The organism is Ligilactobacillus sp. MP3, from assembly GCF_024436335.1.
In the GTDB taxonomy this organism is placed as follows: Bacteria; Bacillota; Bacilli; order Lactobacillales; family Lactobacillaceae; genus Ligilactobacillus; species Ligilactobacillus salivarius.
This window is the reverse complement of the sequence record NZ_JANFQI010000003.1, coordinates 91,809-108,753: the sequence shown is the minus strand read 5'-3', so window position 1 is coordinate 108,753 and position 16,945 is coordinate 91,809. Positions and strand designations below refer to the sequence as shown.

Below are 16,945 nucleotides of genomic sequence, written 5' to 3'. Positions count from 1 at the left end.
AGTTTAAACCTCACTTTCTGCTGAATTTTCTTGTGCTAATTTTTGGAGAATATCTGCAGTATTTTCCTTTGGTAAACGATAATATTGATTCCCTAAAAGTTCATCAAATTGCATAATCGCCTTATATGGTGAGTATTGTAATGCTGATCGTCTATCTGGCCATAGAACTGGATTTAATGCTACATCACCAGCAAAAATAAGTTTTGCGGCTTCTTGAATTAATTCTTCGTTTCGTTTTAGAAGTAACATTAAATTATCAAAAGTGATTACATTACCGCTATTCTTAACTCCTCCAAAATGACCATCTGCATACTTTCTAACAGGATATACGATAGAATTACCAGATTTTTCAATTGATGTATCTAGGTTACTTAATAATTCTTGATCATCTAAAACTAAGCCATCATATTTATTTTGTTTTAACAATACTTCGCTATATGGATTTTTCAAAATATCCTTTTGCTTAATAACTGGATTTTGCAAGTGCATATAAACTGCTCCAGCTGGTTTAATCTCTTCTTCAGTATTTAAATCAAGCAATAAGTCTGTATTTTGTAACATGGCATTTAAATATGTCAACATCTGCAAAGCCAATCCATAGTAGGCATCTTGGTAATTAAATTTATGACTACTTGATTTATAGTCAACAATTCCTAAATAACGTTGATTGTCTATAATCATCTGATCAATTCGGTCAATCTTTCCACGGACATTAACCTTATGGCCATTACCTAAATCATAAGTCAAAGCCTTCAAACCATTTTCTGTTCCTACGTGTCCAAACAATACTTCTGTTTCTAACGGACGCATTTTTGTTCTTTGGCCTTGGTTATGTAAAGCCCATCCCATCTGACTTACAGTAGCTCCAAGTTGCTTCAAGATAAATTGCATTCTGTTTGAACTTTGTAAAATTTGAAATTGTGGCAATTGTTCCATGCTACCTAGAACTTGTTGAAGATATGAGTCAAACTGAGGTTTATTTATATCAGCAATTGAGACTTTATCTTGTTTAAGAGTCTTCAATAGTTTATCTAAAGCCATATGATAGAATTCACCTGTATTAGCTGGTGATAATTCAAACACATCACGTTCTTTTAATTTCAACCCATACTTTAAGAAAAAGGCATAGTGATTTTTAAAGAATTCCTCAAATTTAGATACTGAAGTATTCAAAGTTTTACCATACAATTTTTCTGCGTATTCTGTTTTTAACCTTTCAGGAATGTTACTATATTCTATTCCGGCCATCAATTTGCGTGTAAGTCTACGATAAGTAGCATCTTCTTGTAACTTCTGATAGACATATCTCCACATTACAGGTAAAGGTTGCTTTTGTCCTTTAGCTTGACGAGCCACTCCGATTAAATTACTCAAAGCTGTTCGCTTGGTTGCCACAAATTTCAAGACTTTTTTATCTTCTAATCTAGGTTCACCATTAGCTTCATAAAGTGGTAAATCAAATTGTTTCATGATGCGATTTACGTATGGAGACATTCTTAATCCATCTTCATTAACTCCAGCAACTGGATAAGAGAAGTACAATCTTTCCTTAGGTGTCATAAATGCTAAATAGTTCATAAATGGTTCTGCTGCCATTCGCCCTTCAGCAGTGTCAGATAAATATTTCTCATCATCTAGTGTTCCTTGAACTAATTCTCTATCCATATCTGTCAGTAACATTGTATTTTGAATGCGATTTGGCATTACTAAGTCCGTAGCACCAAAGATAAATGTTACTTTTCTATCATTCATTTGTGTCGCAGTTGTTTCAGAAATAATAACTTGATCAAGTGTTGATGGAACTTGGCGATAAGTAGCTCCTTCAAATCCTGTTTGTAGTAAGTTCAAGAAATCTTCTTCCTTAAATGATAGATCTCCTAAAGTATCTACATATTCATCCATTAATGCACAAAATAAGTTCCACACTTGTTCAGGACGATCTGCCATCACCATGTCACCTTGTTCTAGTGCTTGATTTCTCCAATTAATTAACTGTTCTGGAACACCATTAGTAATCAAGAAATTCATCAAGATTTGTGCCGCTTCTTTACCATTTTCAGCTTCATCCAATTGCTTGAAGAATGGTGGTAAAATTTCCTTAATGTAATGACGAATAACGTTAACTTGCTTGGTTATTTTTTCTTGGACATCAGTTTGAGTACCAAAATCAGAGCTCCCAAAGCGATAGTATACCCAATCATCTTTGCGCAACCATTGACTTCCTTCTAAACCGAATTTCAAGATCAAGTTTTCAGTTAAATCTAGATCTTGTCTAAATTGTTTAATTCCCAAGTAACCATATTCTATTTTTGGAATTAACAATTCGGTTTTTAAAAGTCGCATCATATCCACATAACGATAGTGACGTGCTTTCACATTGAATAAAGCTGTCAACAATTCCACAAGTGGATGATCAATCATCTTCTTAGCTAAATCCACAAAGATTGGAACCTTATAGTTATTAAAAATAGGTTCAATGATATTTCGATACTTATTCAAATCCGGCGTTAATAACAGAAAATCTGCATAACGATAGTCTTCCAAAGCTACCATTTGCTTTATTCTTGTAGCTATTTCCTTTATTTCAGTCATTCTTGTATCAGCTTTTATGACTTGTAAATTATGATTATCACCAATTTTTTCAACACTAATTGGTTTTAAATCTGTGGATTCTTTCCAATATTTAGCCAAAGATTGTAATTCAGGAGTTTCCACACGTAATTCCTGTGGATAAACATCATTCAGAATTCTGACCTGTGCTTTTCTAGCCTGTTGATAAAGTAAATAGTAAGTTCTCTCTGATCGATAAAATAATGACTGCTTATCACTTAAATCTTCAATATCAGTCACTCCACGATTCAAAATCAAGTCAATTCTCACTTCTTTAGCTCGTTGAAGTAAAACTGAAATTATAGCCTGTTCTTGAGCTGTGAATTGTGAAAATCCCTCGATAATAAAATAACTATTGCTTAGATCTTCATTTTGTAAGTACTGGGTCAAACTTGGCAAAATATCAGCAGGTTTTAAATACTTACTGTCCGTCATTTGCATAAAATCACGATAGATAATCGCTATATCATGTAATTTGGCTTCCAACTCTGCACTATCAGCTGTATCTTGTTGGCTTAAATTTTCTTTCATTCTTTCTATATCATCATATGTAATGCAAGATTGTTGTAGTTCTATCAATTGTGATACCAATTGAGCAATAAAACCAGGTTGTGTCTGTTCACCTTTAAAAATTGTCAATTCGTCACTATGTTCTTGTAAACTACGATAAACAATCATATTCAAACCAGCATTAGTTATTCTATCAACTTGATATGTAGCAGTATCTTTCATGAAATACCAAGCTAAACGTGTAAATGAGAAAGTCTGTACATTACTTGTCGCAAACAAGTCTTGATTAGTTTGTTGGCTTTTTAAATAGTCTAATACTTTTACTTCAGCACTAAATTTATTATGGTTAGGAACTATGTAGTAAATCTTGGCTTGTGGATCTTCTGCTTGCCAGTTAGTTATTTGTTCTAGCAATACTTGACGATGATTTTTAGTAGCATCACCTAAAATAAATCCTAAACTCATAAATTTTCACCTCTCACTTTTTTATTCTCTTCCCTAGTTTATCATTTTTTTGGTCATAGCTTTAAATTGAGTTACAATAATAATAAATTCTAAGAAAGGATTTTATTATGCAACCAAAAAAACGTTATGTCCAACCTCAAACTGTACGCGAGGCTATGGAAACTATTCAAAAACTATTTAATTCTTATCGTCACGCACCTTTAACACAAGACCTGTTAAATTATCACATCAACTTGACCAATCGCTTGCAAACTGATATTTATGTTGCTGCCTTACGAGAAAAAAAGGCTAAGCAATTAGAAGACTTAAAGGCTATGACTGAAGCTATGCAAACTTGGACTAAAATTCGTTCTGAAAATAAACCATTTATTGGCAAAATGAAGAATTTTCGCCTAACTAGCAATAATGGTCCTAAATTTAAGCAACACGTACATAAAATAAAAGGCAATCATAGTTATCGCGGCGTTAAACATTAAAAATTAGATACAAAAACCCCATAATTGCTGGTTTTATCAACAATTATGGGGTTTTAAAATCTATATATTAATTAAATTTCATGCTTTTGAAATAATGAATCCACTGATTTATTACTATTAATCAATGAAATAGCCTTAGCAATTGTAGGTGCTACTGATAAAACTTTCAATTGTGAAAATTGCTTTTCTTCTGGCACCTCAATTGTATCTGTTACTACAACTTCCTTATATGGAGAAACCTTCAATTCTTCTACAGCATTTCCAGAGAAGATAGGATGAGTAGCACAAGCATAGATATCTGCTGCACCAGCTGCTTTTAAAGCTTTAGCAGCGTCTACCATCTTACCACCTGTATCAATCATATCATCATAAACAATGCAGTTATGACCCTTAACATCACCAATTACATGTGCTTCTGTTGGTTCTGCAATTCTTTCAGTTCCACGCTTATCTACGATGGCAATTGGAGCCTTTAATAATTGAGCAAGGTTACGTGCACCCTTAACACCATTATGGTCTGGAGCAACAACTACTACATCTTTCTTCAATCCCAAATCGCCGAAGTATTGAGCTTGTACAAAAATTGCAAGTAAGTGGTCAACTGGAATGTTGAAGAATCCTTGTAACTGACCAGCATGCAAGTCCATTGCTACAACTCTGTCAGCACCTGCCATTTGAATGAAGTTAGCTAGTAACTTAGCTGTAATTGGTTCACGAGAACGTGCCTTACGATCAGAACGTGCATAACCATAGTAAGGTATAACCACATTGATTGTACCTGCACTTGCACGACGTAAAGCATCAATCATAATCATAACTTCCATAAAGTTTTCGTTAACTGGATCAGATATAGATTGAATTACAAATACATCTCTACCACGAACACTTTCGTTGATGTTAATTTGAATTTCACCGTCACTAAAGTGTTTTACGGAAGCATCACATAATTTAACACCTAAGTTATCAGCAATTTTTTGTGCCAATTCTGGATTAGAATTTAAGGCAAATAACATTATCTCCTGCTTTTCTTGCATTTCCACATTTCCTCCATGAAGGTTTTATCTAGGTTGTCAACTACTTTAATTATATACAATCAACTTTTAAACGTCAAAAAGCTTTAGAAAAATAAATAATTATTTTCTTATTTGTCCATTACCACGAATGACATATTTAGTTGAAGTTAAGGCTTCTAATCCCATTGGTCCACGTGCATGTAATTTTTGAGTTGAAATCCCAATTTCTGCACCAAATCCAAATTCAAAACCATCTGTGAAACGTGTTGAAGCATTAACATAGACACAAGCAGCATCTATCTCGTCCAAGAATTTTTGAGAACGAGTATAGTTTTCAGTGATAATTGCTTCTGAATGTTTAGTATTGTGTTCATTAATGAAATCAATTGCCTCATCAATTGAAGATACAATCTTGATTGCAATAATGTAATCATTGTATTCTGTATCCCAATCTTCAGCTGTAGCTAAAGTTGCTTTATCTCCTAAGATTTCACAAACTTTTTCATCGCCTCTAAGTTCTACATTATACTTTTGTAATTCATCAGCAATTGCTGGTAAGTATTCTTGAGCAACATCTTGGTGAATTACTAAGTTTTCAATTGCATTGCAGACAGATGGACGTTGTACTTTGGCATTTGTTGTAATTTCTACTGCCATTTTCTTGTCGGCAAATTTGTCTACATAAACATGGCAGATACCAGCACCAGTTTCGATAACTGGAACTTTAGCTGTGTTCAAAACAGTTTGAATTAAGCGTGCAGATCCACGAGGAATTAATACGTCTAAGTAATCTGTTAGTTGCATGAATTCATTTGCTAATTCATGTGATGTTTCTGTAATTACTTGTACTGCATCAGGATTAATTCCTTCTTGTTCCAAAGCTTGACGAATAACTTTAGTTATTTTTATATTCGTTTGTAAAGCTTCCTTACCACCACGTAAGATTACTGCATTTCCTGACTTAAAGCATAATGCTGAGGCATCGACAGTTACGTTAGGACGTGCTTCAAAAATCATCCCTACAACACCTAGAGGAACTCTCTTCTTTTCAATTTGGAGTCCTGCATAGTTAACCCAACCAGCATCAATCTTACCAATTGGATCAGCTAATTGTGCAACTTGTCTTACACCTTCTGCCATCGCTGCAATTCTATCATTATCAATCTTTAATCTATCAATAAATTTTTCAGGCATATTAGTAGCATTTTCTAAATCTACTTTGTTAGCAGCTATTATTTCGTCAGCTTTTGCTAATAATTCTTGGGCTACTGTTTCTAAAACTTGATTCTTCTTTTGTTCACCCAACAATGCTAATTGTCGAGATGCTTCTCTAGCAGCCTGTCCCATTTTATTTAAATCTACAGTCATCTATATCGCCTCTACTTTTTATGAAATAACGTACCAATTTGTTTACCATTTAAAATCTCAAAAATAATTGAAGGTCGTTTACCATTAGCTAAGACAGCTTTGCGTCCTTCATTAATCATTCTATCCATTGCTTTAATCTTAGTTGCCATTCCACCAGTTCCAAAACGACTTCCTGTGCCACCTGCAGCACCTGTAATTTTTTCGCTAATCTCTGTTACCTCTGAAATCAAGTTTGCATCGGCATATTTTTTAGGATTTTTGTCAAATAATCCATCAATATCAGATAATACTATTAATAAATCTGCATCAATTCCAGAAGCAACAACAGCAGACAACCAATCATTGTCTCCAAAACTTGTTTGATGATCCATTTCATCAACCGCAACTGTGTCATTTTCATTAACCACTGGTATAACTTTCCATTTTAAAAGTTCATTGAAAGTATTCAACACGTTTTCTCTACTTTCAGGATAAGTTAATACATCATGCGTCAATAAAATTTGACTTGTCTTTTGATTGTACATTGCAAATCTTTGTTGATAAATAGTCATCAATTGACTTTGACCAATCGCTGCCAGGGCTTGTTGTTCAGGAATTTGCTTGGGTCGTTGTACCAAGCCCATATTTGCGAGTCCCACACCTACTGCACCTGATGATACTAGAACCACTTCTTTGTCCTCATTCACCAGTCCACTCAAGGTATAACACAACTCATCTATCGCTTGTAAATTAATTTTTCCGTTGGCACGTATCAGGGAACTTGTACCAACTTTTACAACTATGCGTTTCGCATCTTGCAAATTCCTGTTTTCCATCCCTATTCCTCTTTCCTACATTAAATATACTTAAATTTTACACTAACAATCAAAAAAAATCACTCTCTATAATTTTTACATGCTAAAAAGTGATTTCCATGTTTTTTTTATTAACACAGAAATCACTTTATAGCTAGGCTTTTGAGCCTGGTTCTGAAGCAATAATTTCTAAATTACCTTTGATTGTCCATTCTTTAACATCATAAGGTAAGATGAAATGCACACCTTTTTTAATTTCATAACTCTTATCATTCACAATGATTTGACCTTGGCCTTTTAATACAGAAACCAAAGTATATGGAGCTGCTTTACGAGTGAAAGTTGCTTCTCCACCTTCTAAGTACCAACGATAAACACTAAAGAAATCTGTTTCTACAAATGTTCTTACATCTGCATCTCCAACTTTTTGGTCCTTAATATCTAATTTAGGATCAACATGAGGTACGTTTGTTACATCAATTGATTGTTGTATATGCAATTCACGTTTTTGACCAGTAGTCTTATCTACTCTATCGAAATCATATACACGATAAGTTGTATCACTACTTTGTTGAGTTTCCAATACCATGATTCCTTTTCCAATAGCATGAATTGTTCCACTTGGTACGTATAAAAAGTCACCTGGTTTAACTGGTACTCGTCTTAACAATTTATCCCATTGTCCATTTTCTATTAACTCAGCTAATTCTTCACGAGTTTTAGCATGGTGACCGTAAATCATTTCAGCACCTTCATCAGCAGCTAAAACATACCAACATTCAGTCTTACCTAATTCGCCTTCATGTTCTTTAGCGTAAGCATCATCAGGATGAACTTGTACTGATAAATCTTGTTTAGCATCTAAAATTTTGGTCAATAATGGAAAAACATCTCCCTCAGCATTTCCAAAGACTTCACGATGATTTGCCCATACTTCATCTAATGTTTGTCCCTTAAATTCACCATTTTCAACAGTTGCTGGGCCATGTGGATGAGCTGAAATAGCCCAACATTCGCCAGTATGGTCACTTGGAATAGGATAATTGTATTCTGTCTTTAGGCGACTTCCTCCCCAAATTTTTTCTTGGAATACAGGTTTTAAAAACATTGGTTCATTCATAATTTTTTCTACTTCCTTAATATAATGTATACACTTTCAATTCTAACAAAAATTATTTATTTAGCAACTTAGATTAATGCTTACTTTTAGTAAGCAATATTTTATATAAAAAACAAGTTAAAGAAAATCTACAAAAAGCTAAAATTCCATTTAAAGAGTATGGTCATAAAATTTGAACGCTCGATCCTAATGGCATTAAATTATTAATTAGAGAATAAGAAAAGGTAGTACCAGAAATTCTGATACTACCTCTTTTAATCTTCGATAAATTTAACTGCGGTTCCGTAAGCTACGACAGATTGCATATCTTGCAGAATAGATCCGGAATCGAAACGCATCATCACAATCGCATCCGCACCCTTTTCAGTAGCTTCCTGTTTCATACGTTCAATTGCTACCATTCGAGCTTCATGTAACATCTTGGTGTAATCCTTAATTTCTCCACCAACGATATTTTTCAACCCTGCTCCGATATTTCTGACAAAGTTTTTAGATTGAGTAGTTACACCAAATACTTCACCCAAAACTTCATACTTTTTACCTGGAATATTTTCTGTTGTTACAACTAACATATCTATCCCTCCGTTCTAATCTTCATCTTCATTAAAAGATGACGTGTCAAAAACGCTCCTAAAATCGCTAATACAATTACTGTTAAAATTGGTGGTAGGAAATTAAAACTATATTCATTTCCATGATAGCTAATTCCCAACAATAGGCCGAAATATTTTACAACTACCATGAAAACTCTTGTCCAAGCAAATGGTAACATCGCAATCCACGAAACAATTCTAGTAATTACTAAAAATGCAGCCATTACAATTCCAAAGATTATCCAAGCGCGATGCTTTTTAGGAAGTAACCCACAAGCTGCCCCGATTGCATTGATCCATGTTACTGTCATAAAAGTTACTAATACATCAAAAAGATAACTTCCTATTGCTTTTACTACTGAATTAGTTCCTTTTAAATAAGTTATTGCTATCAAATCATTTGTTCCACTACTTGATACCATTGCATCGTATATAGTTCCAATTAATACTAAAATTAAAGTTCCTAACCCTAACACTATCATCTTATTTTTCCATAGTGTTTTACGTGAAATTCCATTTTGATTTAAAAATGCAAATATATCATAATTAGTCGCACTAATTATAAATAAAGCAACCATCAAATAAAAAGCCAATGGAAAATTACTCCAAAAACTGAGTGCAATGCTAGGAATTTTTTCAGAACTTGACATCACTATTAAAAGGATAGTTCCAACTACATGAATTCCAAATAATATCCCTAACCCTTTCAATATATCTTCTGCATATTTTCTAGATAGATACTTAACTACACTAATATCTTTACTTGTTAACACCATTTTCACCACCTTGATTTGTTAAATATATAAACATCTTTTGCAAGTCAACGCGTTCAATTTGTACAGTATCTGGTAATATCTTATCGTCATTCAAATCACCATATACATAGTAACCTTGTAGATTACCCAAACTTTCTTTTCCAACGATATTTAGACCTTCGACATAATCTTTAGTTTCAACTTGTGGTCCCACAATCAAATGTGATTTAGCCAAAATATCTTCAACATCTTCATCAATTGTAATTTTACTTTCAGATACAATCATGACATGTTCTAAAATATTAGTAATTTCCTCAATCAAATGAGTTGCTACAACGAATGTACGTGGACGTTCACTGTAAGTAGTCATTAATTCCTCATAGAAAATTGTTCGATGATTAGCATCTAAACCTAATACTGGTTCATCCAAGAAGATGTAATCTGCCGGTACACATAATGCAATGATTAACTTAGCGATTGTGTGATAACCTGTCGAAAATTTCCCAAATTTTTGATGAGTATCAATTTTAAATCTTTCAGCTAACTTTTCAGCATATTCATAGTCGAAACTTCCATAAAATTGTTCAGTATATTCGAAAATTTTGTCCAATCTCATACTTTTGTTGTACATATCGACATCATTCATCAAATATAATCTACCTAATGCACTGTCATTTTCTACTAAATTTTCATCGTCCAGTGTTAAATTTCCTTGATCTGCATATAATCGATTAGCGATAATATTTAATAATGTACTCTTTCCAGCACCGTTTCTACCTAAAAGCCCATAAATCTTATTAGGTTTAAATTCTACTGATATATTATCCAATACATTTTTCTTACGAAATTTCTTTGATAATCCATCAATCTTAATTCCTGTCATTACTAATCCACACCTCTCTTCACTAATTCAATTAAATCATCTTCATTCATGCCTAATTTCTTAGCTTCTTGTATCATTTTTACAATATAATCTTGATAAAAAGACTCTTTCCTTCTTTCTAGTAACTTCATATAAGCACCCTCTGTTACAAACATTCCTAAACCTCTTCGTTTTTCCAATAGTCCATCATTAACCAAAATATTCATTCCTTTTAATACCGTTGCCGGATTAATATGGAATTCTTTTGAAATTTCAGTCGTAGAAGGAACTTGTGTACCATCTAAAAAAGCTTTTGTAAAAATTGCTTCCTCTAACTGATTAGCTACTTGCAAGTATATTGGTTCGGTACTATTGAAATTAAAGTGTAACATTCATTTCCACCTCAATTCTTTTTCATATTCAGTTAATTACTTATGTAACTAACTATATATAAAAATAATTTCTTTGTCAACAAAAAAGCAGTCGATCAATGATTTTTATCATCAATCGACTGCCTTAAATGTTAAATTAATCAGCAGCTTTTACACTTGCAGCAATTTCGGCAACTAAGTCAGCATCATCTTTAAGACCTGTTGTTTCAACAATTACGTCCTTCAAATCTTCATCTTTTAGCATCTTTTGAAGTTTTTGACTTTCATCGTCTTGTGGTTCATCAAAGTGATAAATCTTACCCACAGTTTCCATTAATGTTGTGTAACTTAAGCCACGAGCCTTTAATTCGCGAATTGGACGAATGAAACGTTCATCATAACCTAACTTACGGATAGGTGTACGACCTACACGAGCAATATCATCAGAGATGTATGGATTTTCAAAACGACCAATAATCTTATCATGATATTCTTCTAATTCTTTTTCTTGGAAATCCCACTTAGCTAATAATAGTGAGCGAATTTCTTTCAAAGTATTCTTTAATTGTGTAAGAACTTTTTCATCCTTAATAGCTTCACCAATTGTTTCATATCCTAAAGCTTTACCAGTGTATGCTACTGTGGCATGACCTGTATTAACTGAGAATAATTTACGTTCAATATATGGTTCAAGATCAGGAGCATAGTGGACTGTTTCTAGCTTTAAGCTAGGATTCTTCATTTGACTTTCATCAACAACCCATTCCTTGAACTCTTCTACTGATACCAACAATGGATCATCATGCTTTTGTAGAGGAACGATACGGTCTACCGCTGCATTAGGGAAACCAATATATTCATCAGCAAAAGCTTTTACATCGTCATCTAAGTGGCTGTAAACTTCTTCTTTAAGATGTTGTGAACCACCAATCATGTTTTCACATGCAATTACATCTAATGTTTGCTTGTTATCAGCATCTTTACGAGCCTTGATACCATCAGCAATCAATGGTGCGATGAACTTCAAAATCTTAGGACCAATTGCTGTTGTTACTAAATCAGTAGTCTTAATAGCTTCAACAACCTTTTCTGGATGTTCACCATTATTGATTCCATCAACATTTTCTACATGAATCTTCTTTTGACCAGGTGCAGCCAATTCGATATCATATTCTCCACGTTGATTCAAAGCACTAATGATAGTGTCATTTACATCTACAAAATCAATTCCAAAACCATTTGCGGCTAAAGTTTCACCAATAAATCCACGACCAATATTACCTGCTCCAAAATGTACTGCTCTCATTATTTTCCAACTTCCTTCAATAAATTAATTATTTCTTGTGGTGTTTGTGCATCTGCTAATTTAGCGACATTTGAAACATCACTGCAATATAAAGCGATTTGTGATAATAGATTTAAGTGTTCATTACCTAAACCTGCAATTCCAAAGACAACAGTTACCAATTGTTCACTATCATTTTCTCCACTGAAATCTACGCCCATTGGAATTTGCACTACCGAAATTCCTGTCTTTTTAATATATTGTTTACCTTCGTCCGTACCATGAGGGATAGCGATAAAATTACCCATATATGTTGAGACATCATTATTACGTGCAATCATTGAATCGATATATTCTTTTTCAACACAACCTGCATCTACCAATAATTGTCCTGCCATACGAATTGCTTGATCTCTTGTGGCAACATCTTGATTTAAAGAAATCATATTTGCTTGTAATTCCATTACTCTCTCACCTCTTATTTCAATTTAGCTACAACATCTTGTAACTTCTTGTCTGTTAATAAATCATCTACAACTACAGTTTGAATGTCTGTGTAACGAACTGCCAAATTCTTCTTAGCAGCTGCTGTTACGATTACTAAGTGCTTATCAGAATCTTCAAGTTCGTTGATTCTTACAGCTTTAATTGGTGTTTGCTTGTTAGCTTTCTTCATGCTATCACTGAACAAGCTTGTAGCCATTGTTACTGTACCAATGTGTTGGTCATGACGAATGAAGTTTACTTCTTCAACCTTAGTAAAGTCTACATTACCTAAGTCGCCTGCTTCTGCAGTTTTTACTGTATTTTCTGTGGCTTGTGGTTTATCTTGAATTTGAGATAGAGCCTTTAAGTTTGCAACAATTTCATCGTATTTTGGACTGCTCAAGAAGTTATCTACAGATACATGCATTGCGCTTGGTGTTCTTTGTAATGCACGTTCAGCTAATTCTTCTTGTGTAACAACTAATAATCCTTGTTCATCTTTTAGACGGTTTACAGCGGTATTTGTAACAGAAATGTCTTTGATACCAGCCTTCTTAACCTTGTCACGTAATAAGGAAGCACCCATTGCAGATGAACCCATTCCGGCATCACACGCAAAGATAATCTTCTTAACATCTGCGTAACTATCAACAGAATCTTGTGCAGCTTGACTTGATGGCATTTCTTTACCTTTAGATTCAGCTTTCATGGCTTCCATTTCAGCTTGTTTTTCTGCTAAATCGTCGCCAGTTGACTTATCGTGTTTCAAGATAATAGAAGCAACCAAGAATGATACTACTGCAGCTACGAACACACCTGATAATACAGCTATATATGATCCCTTAGGAGTCATTAGAAGAATAGCGATAATTGAACCAGGAGATGCAGCAGCTTTTAAACCAGCTCCTAAAAGTTGGAAAGTAAATGTACCAGATACACCACCTGCAATTGCAGCTAAAATCAATGCTGGTTTCATCAAAATGTATGGGAAGTAAATTTCATGAATACCACCAAAGAAGTGAATAATTGCAGCACCTGGTGCAGAACCTTTTGCTGATCCTTTTCCAAAGAACATGAATGCTAACAAAATACCAAGACCTGGACCTGGGTTAGATTCAAGTAAGAACAATACTGATTTACCAGCAGTTGATGCTTGTTGAATACCTAATGGAACCAAGATACCATTACCAATAGCATTGTTTAAGAACAATACCTTAGCTGGTTCAATAAAGATATTAGCTAATGGCAACATGTGAATAGAGATGATGAAGTCAACACCTTTACTCATGAAGTTGCTACCTGCAACAACTAATGGGTTAACTACATAAGTTCCTAAAATAGCTAACAACATTCCCAAAATACCACTAGAGAAGTTGTTATAAATCATTTCAAAACCTGATCTGATCTTATCTTGGAATAATTGGTCAAATTTCTTAATGCACCAACCACCAAGAGGTCCCATGATCATAGCCCCCAAGAACATTGGAACCTTAGCACCAACAACTACCCCCATAGTAGCAATAGCACCAACAACAGCACCGCGTTCTTCATATACCATACGTCCACCAACATAACCAATTAATAATGGCAATAAATAAGTTAACATTGGGGAAATCAATTTAGCGATATGTGCATTAGGGAACCAACCTTGTTCCATAAAAATAGCTGTGATTAAACCCCAAGCAATAATTGCAGCTATGTTTGGCATAACCATACTAGATAGCGATGTACCTAACTTTTGAATCTTCGCTTTAAGTGAAGTTTTCTTTTTTGCTTCTTGCATTTTTTTCTCCTCTTTTCTTCCTGATTTATCTTACAAGTTTATGGTAACGCTTACTGAATGCGGATACAATTCATTCTAAATGTGACTTTGGCACAGTTGTCAGTGTCAAAATTAATTATTTTCTTCACAATACGTGTAAAAGCTTGGTTTAATCGACTTTCTCTCTACTACTTATTTGTGACACATTCTCATTTTTTGACCACAATAATCCTTGACCAATAAAAAAATGCAATGAATTCTTCAACTCATTGCATTTTTACATATTAATTTTTAATTCTATGAACAATAAAAGTTGCGACAATCGAACCTAGTACAATTACCCCAAATAATAGATTAGGGATTTCAATATCAATCATAGGAATTGTTAGGAATAGCTTAATTGCAATTAATGCAATCAAACCATATGCTGTCGTTTCTAATTCTGGTACAATTTCCATTAACCTCATGATAATTTCAGCAATTCCTCGCATTGCTAGAATACCTATTAACCCACCGATTAAAACAATCACAGGGTTAGGTGAAATCGCCAATGAAGCTAAAACTGAGTCAACCGAGAATACAATATCCATCATTTCAATAGATACAACTACAGACCAAAACAGTGGTAGTATACGTTTTTTAGCTTTCTTACCGTCCTTCTTTGGTTTAGGATTCTTCTTACGATAGAAATGACTAACAGCAAGATACATTAAATATGCTGCCCCTGCCACTTTTATCTCCCAGAAATGAATTAGATAGGCTCCCAAACCAATCAAGATGAAGCGGAATATATAAGCTCCCCAAAGTCCATAAAAAAGAGATTTTTCTTGTTGTTTTTTATCTGGTAATACCTGTGTCTGTGCAGCCAAAACAATCGCATTATCAACAGACAATAAACATTCAATCAATACTAGTGATAGGATGATCATCCAATCTTCACCAGAAGTGACTACTGTTCGCCAGTTATTAGCATCAAAAAATGGACCATATAATTGTTGTAATATATCCAATTAGTAATTTGATCTCCCTTCAATTATCTTTATCCAAGTATATTTTATCAAAATTTTCTATCTTAAAGTGACTTTAAGCATTACCTTTACAAGAAATTTACATTAATCTAATGGTAAAGCAAGGTCATCTGTATCATCATTTAAGTCACTTACTTCTGCATATTTTCCACGAATATGAGCTTTAATTAAACCATAAATCTCAGTTCTATCAGCAGAAGTTAAAGTACGTCCTTCAAATTTCATTCGTGCATTAGAGGCAAAGAGTTCATTTAAATCTATTTTTCCTCTCATATCTCCGATTAAAAAGTTAGGTGTTACTCCAAAGAAACGACACAACTTTATAATTTCAAGATATGAAGGTGTATTTACGCCTCGTTCCCAACTTCCAATCTGAGGCCCTGTATTCTTTTTTTCTTGCTTGCCTTTTTCCATTTCATTCATTTCTTTGGCTAAACCAGCTAAGGAAAGACCTCTACCAGTCCTTAAGGCACGTAATTTTTCTGGAAACATAATTCTCAGCCCCTTTCACTTTATAAGTATATTATAATTCATAATTACAAAAATTTGTAAGCTGATTTATTTTTCGGCACAAAAAAACGAGGTCTTACTAAAACCCCGTTACTTAATTTAGCTTGACTTTACTTAGTAATGTCGCCACCAACATACTTCTTAGAAAGTTTTGTTAATGTACCGTCATTACGTAATTGCTTCAAAGCTTTGTTTACATCTTTCTTCAAGTCTGTATTCTTCTTAGCCATCAAAGCACTGATCTTAGCTGGTTTTTCATCTTTGGAAACATCTTTAGCTTGAAGTCCCTTGACATTCTTACCATCTTTCTTGTAAGCATACCATGCAGACATTGAGTTAATTGTTCCCTTTACACGACCTTGACGAACCATGTCTAAGGAAGTTGAAAATTCACTAGAAGGAACAACTTTAGCACCAAATTTCTTAGCTACTACAGAGTTGTCAGTTCCTGTACCACTAGCAATTTTTACACCTTTAATATCTTTCAATGTGTTCAAGCCACTACCTTTTTTAGAAATCAAAGCAAAGTGAGAGTAGATGTATGGAGTAGAGAAACCAAATTTAGCTTGTCTTTCCTTAGTAACTGTAATGTTATTCAAAACAATATCATACTTACCAGTATTTACACCTTCAATTAATCCATCCCATTTAGTTGGTACGAACTTTGCTTTTAAGCCCATTTGTTTAGCAATATCCTTACCAAGTTCAACTTCAAAACCTGTTAATTTTCCATCTTTACGGTATGAGTATGGAGCAAAAGTTCCTTCTAACCCAATTGTTAAAGTTCCCTTTTGCTTCAATTCACTACTTGTAGCAGCTGAAATTTTATCTGCACTAGCTTGTGCTGGACGAGCAATGTTAAATGCTAATCCCAAACTAGCTACCCCAACAAATGCTGCAACTGATTTAATTAATTTTCCATATTTCATTATTATTT

Annotated in this window: 16 protein-coding genes; 1 reads left to right on the top strand and 15 read right to left on the bottom strand. The window is 33.8% G+C overall.

What is annotated here, in order from left to right:
- Nucleotides 1-3: 3 nt before the first annotated feature.
- Entirely contained in the window at nucleotides 4-3,585 is a 3,582-nt protein-coding gene (locus tag NOU10_RS03445; protein WP_255905989.1) for a PD-(D/E)XK nuclease family protein, read from the bottom strand.
- Between the two features lie 107 nt (nucleotides 3,586-3,692).
- On the opposite strand from NOU10_RS03445, the gene NOU10_RS03440 reads away from it, so the two are divergent.
- Nucleotides 3,693-4,061 carry a hypothetical protein gene (locus tag NOU10_RS03440; RefSeq protein ID WP_003709440.1) on the top strand — a complete coding sequence of 123 codons (369 nt, stop codon included), beginning with the start codon at nucleotides 3,693-3,695 and terminating at the stop codon, nucleotides 4,059-4,061.
- Nucleotides 4,062-4,132: 71 nt separating this feature from the next.
- Here the strand turns inward: NOU10_RS03440 and NOU10_RS03435 are convergent, their stop codons facing one another.
- The 14 genes from NOU10_RS03435 to NOU10_RS03370 form a co-directional block, all read right to left on the bottom strand.
- Complete coding sequence (locus NOU10_RS03435; protein WP_003705524.1) at nucleotides 4,133-5,095, bottom strand: ribose-phosphate pyrophosphokinase; 963 nt, start codon at nucleotides 5,093-5,095, stop codon at nucleotides 4,133-4,135.
- 99 nt (nucleotides 5,096-5,194) lie between these two features.
- Complete coding sequence (locus NOU10_RS03430) at nucleotides 5,195-6,442, bottom strand: glutamate-5-semialdehyde dehydrogenase (RefSeq protein WP_003704295.1); 1,248 nt, start codon at nucleotides 6,440-6,442, stop codon at nucleotides 5,195-5,197.
- A gap of 11 nt (nucleotides 6,443-6,453) precedes the next feature.
- Nucleotides 6,454-7,257, bottom strand: coding sequence for a glutamate 5-kinase (gene proB / locus NOU10_RS03425; protein WP_255905988.1), 804 nt, complete (start codon nucleotides 7,255-7,257; stop codon nucleotides 6,454-6,456).
- 133 nt (nucleotides 7,258-7,390) lie between these two features.
- A complete protein-coding gene (manA, locus tag NOU10_RS03420) occupies nucleotides 7,391-8,356 on the bottom strand; it encodes a mannose-6-phosphate isomerase, class I (protein ID WP_255905987.1) in 966 nt (321 codons plus the stop codon).
- Between the two features lie 254 nt (nucleotides 8,357-8,610).
- The gene (locus tag NOU10_RS03415; RefSeq protein ID WP_003701046.1) at nucleotides 8,611-8,928 is read right to left on the bottom strand and encodes a heavy metal-binding domain-containing protein; all 318 of its coding nucleotides are present in this window, start codon (nucleotides 8,926-8,928) and stop codon (nucleotides 8,611-8,613) included.
- Between the two features lie 2 nt (nucleotides 8,929-8,930).
- Nucleotides 8,931-9,725, bottom strand: coding sequence for a hypothetical protein (locus NOU10_RS03410; RefSeq protein WP_255905986.1), 795 nt, complete (start codon nucleotides 9,723-9,725; stop codon nucleotides 8,931-8,933).
- Nucleotides 9,709-10,587, bottom strand: a complete 879-nt coding sequence (locus NOU10_RS03405) for an ABC transporter ATP-binding protein (protein WP_081541084.1) — start codon at nucleotides 10,585-10,587, stop codon at nucleotides 9,709-9,711. The genes NOU10_RS03410 and NOU10_RS03405 overlap by 17 nt, the downstream gene beginning before the upstream one ends.
- Before the next feature lie 2 nt (nucleotides 10,588-10,589).
- Nucleotides 10,590-10,958: a GntR family transcriptional regulator gene (locus NOU10_RS03400; RefSeq protein ID WP_003701043.1), complete on the bottom strand. Its 369-nt coding sequence runs from the start codon at nucleotides 10,956-10,958 to the stop codon at nucleotides 10,590-10,592.
- Between the two features lie 136 nt (nucleotides 10,959-11,094).
- Nucleotides 11,095-12,243, bottom strand: coding sequence for a mannitol-1-phosphate 5-dehydrogenase (locus NOU10_RS03395; protein ID WP_047035987.1), 1,149 nt, complete (start codon nucleotides 12,241-12,243; stop codon nucleotides 11,095-11,097).
- A complete protein-coding gene (locus tag NOU10_RS03390) occupies nucleotides 12,243-12,686 on the bottom strand; it encodes a PTS sugar transporter subunit IIA (protein ID WP_003701041.1) in 444 nt (147 codons plus the stop codon). Before NOU10_RS03390 ends, NOU10_RS03395 begins: the two co-directional genes overlap by 1 nt.
- A gap of 14 nt (nucleotides 12,687-12,700) precedes the next feature.
- A complete protein-coding gene (locus NOU10_RS03385; protein ID WP_255905985.1) occupies nucleotides 12,701-14,491 on the bottom strand; it encodes a PTS mannitol transporter subunit IICBA in 1,791 nt (596 codons plus the stop codon).
- A gap of 263 nt (nucleotides 14,492-14,754) precedes the next feature.
- Complete coding sequence (locus NOU10_RS03380; RefSeq protein ID WP_014568795.1) at nucleotides 14,755-15,480, bottom strand: TerC family protein; 726 nt, start codon at nucleotides 15,478-15,480, stop codon at nucleotides 14,755-14,757.
- 102 nt (nucleotides 15,481-15,582) lie between these two features.
- Nucleotides 15,583-15,990 (bottom strand): helix-turn-helix domain-containing protein, encoded by a 408-nt coding sequence (locus NOU10_RS03375; RefSeq protein ID WP_255905984.1) that lies wholly within the window; start codon nucleotides 15,988-15,990, stop codon nucleotides 15,583-15,585.
- A gap of 128 nt (nucleotides 15,991-16,118) precedes the next feature.
- The gene (locus NOU10_RS03370) at nucleotides 16,119-16,937 is read right to left on the bottom strand and encodes a transporter substrate-binding domain-containing protein (protein ID WP_003705534.1); all 819 of its coding nucleotides are present in this window, start codon (nucleotides 16,935-16,937) and stop codon (nucleotides 16,119-16,121) included.
- Nucleotides 16,938-16,945 lie beyond the last annotated feature (8 nt).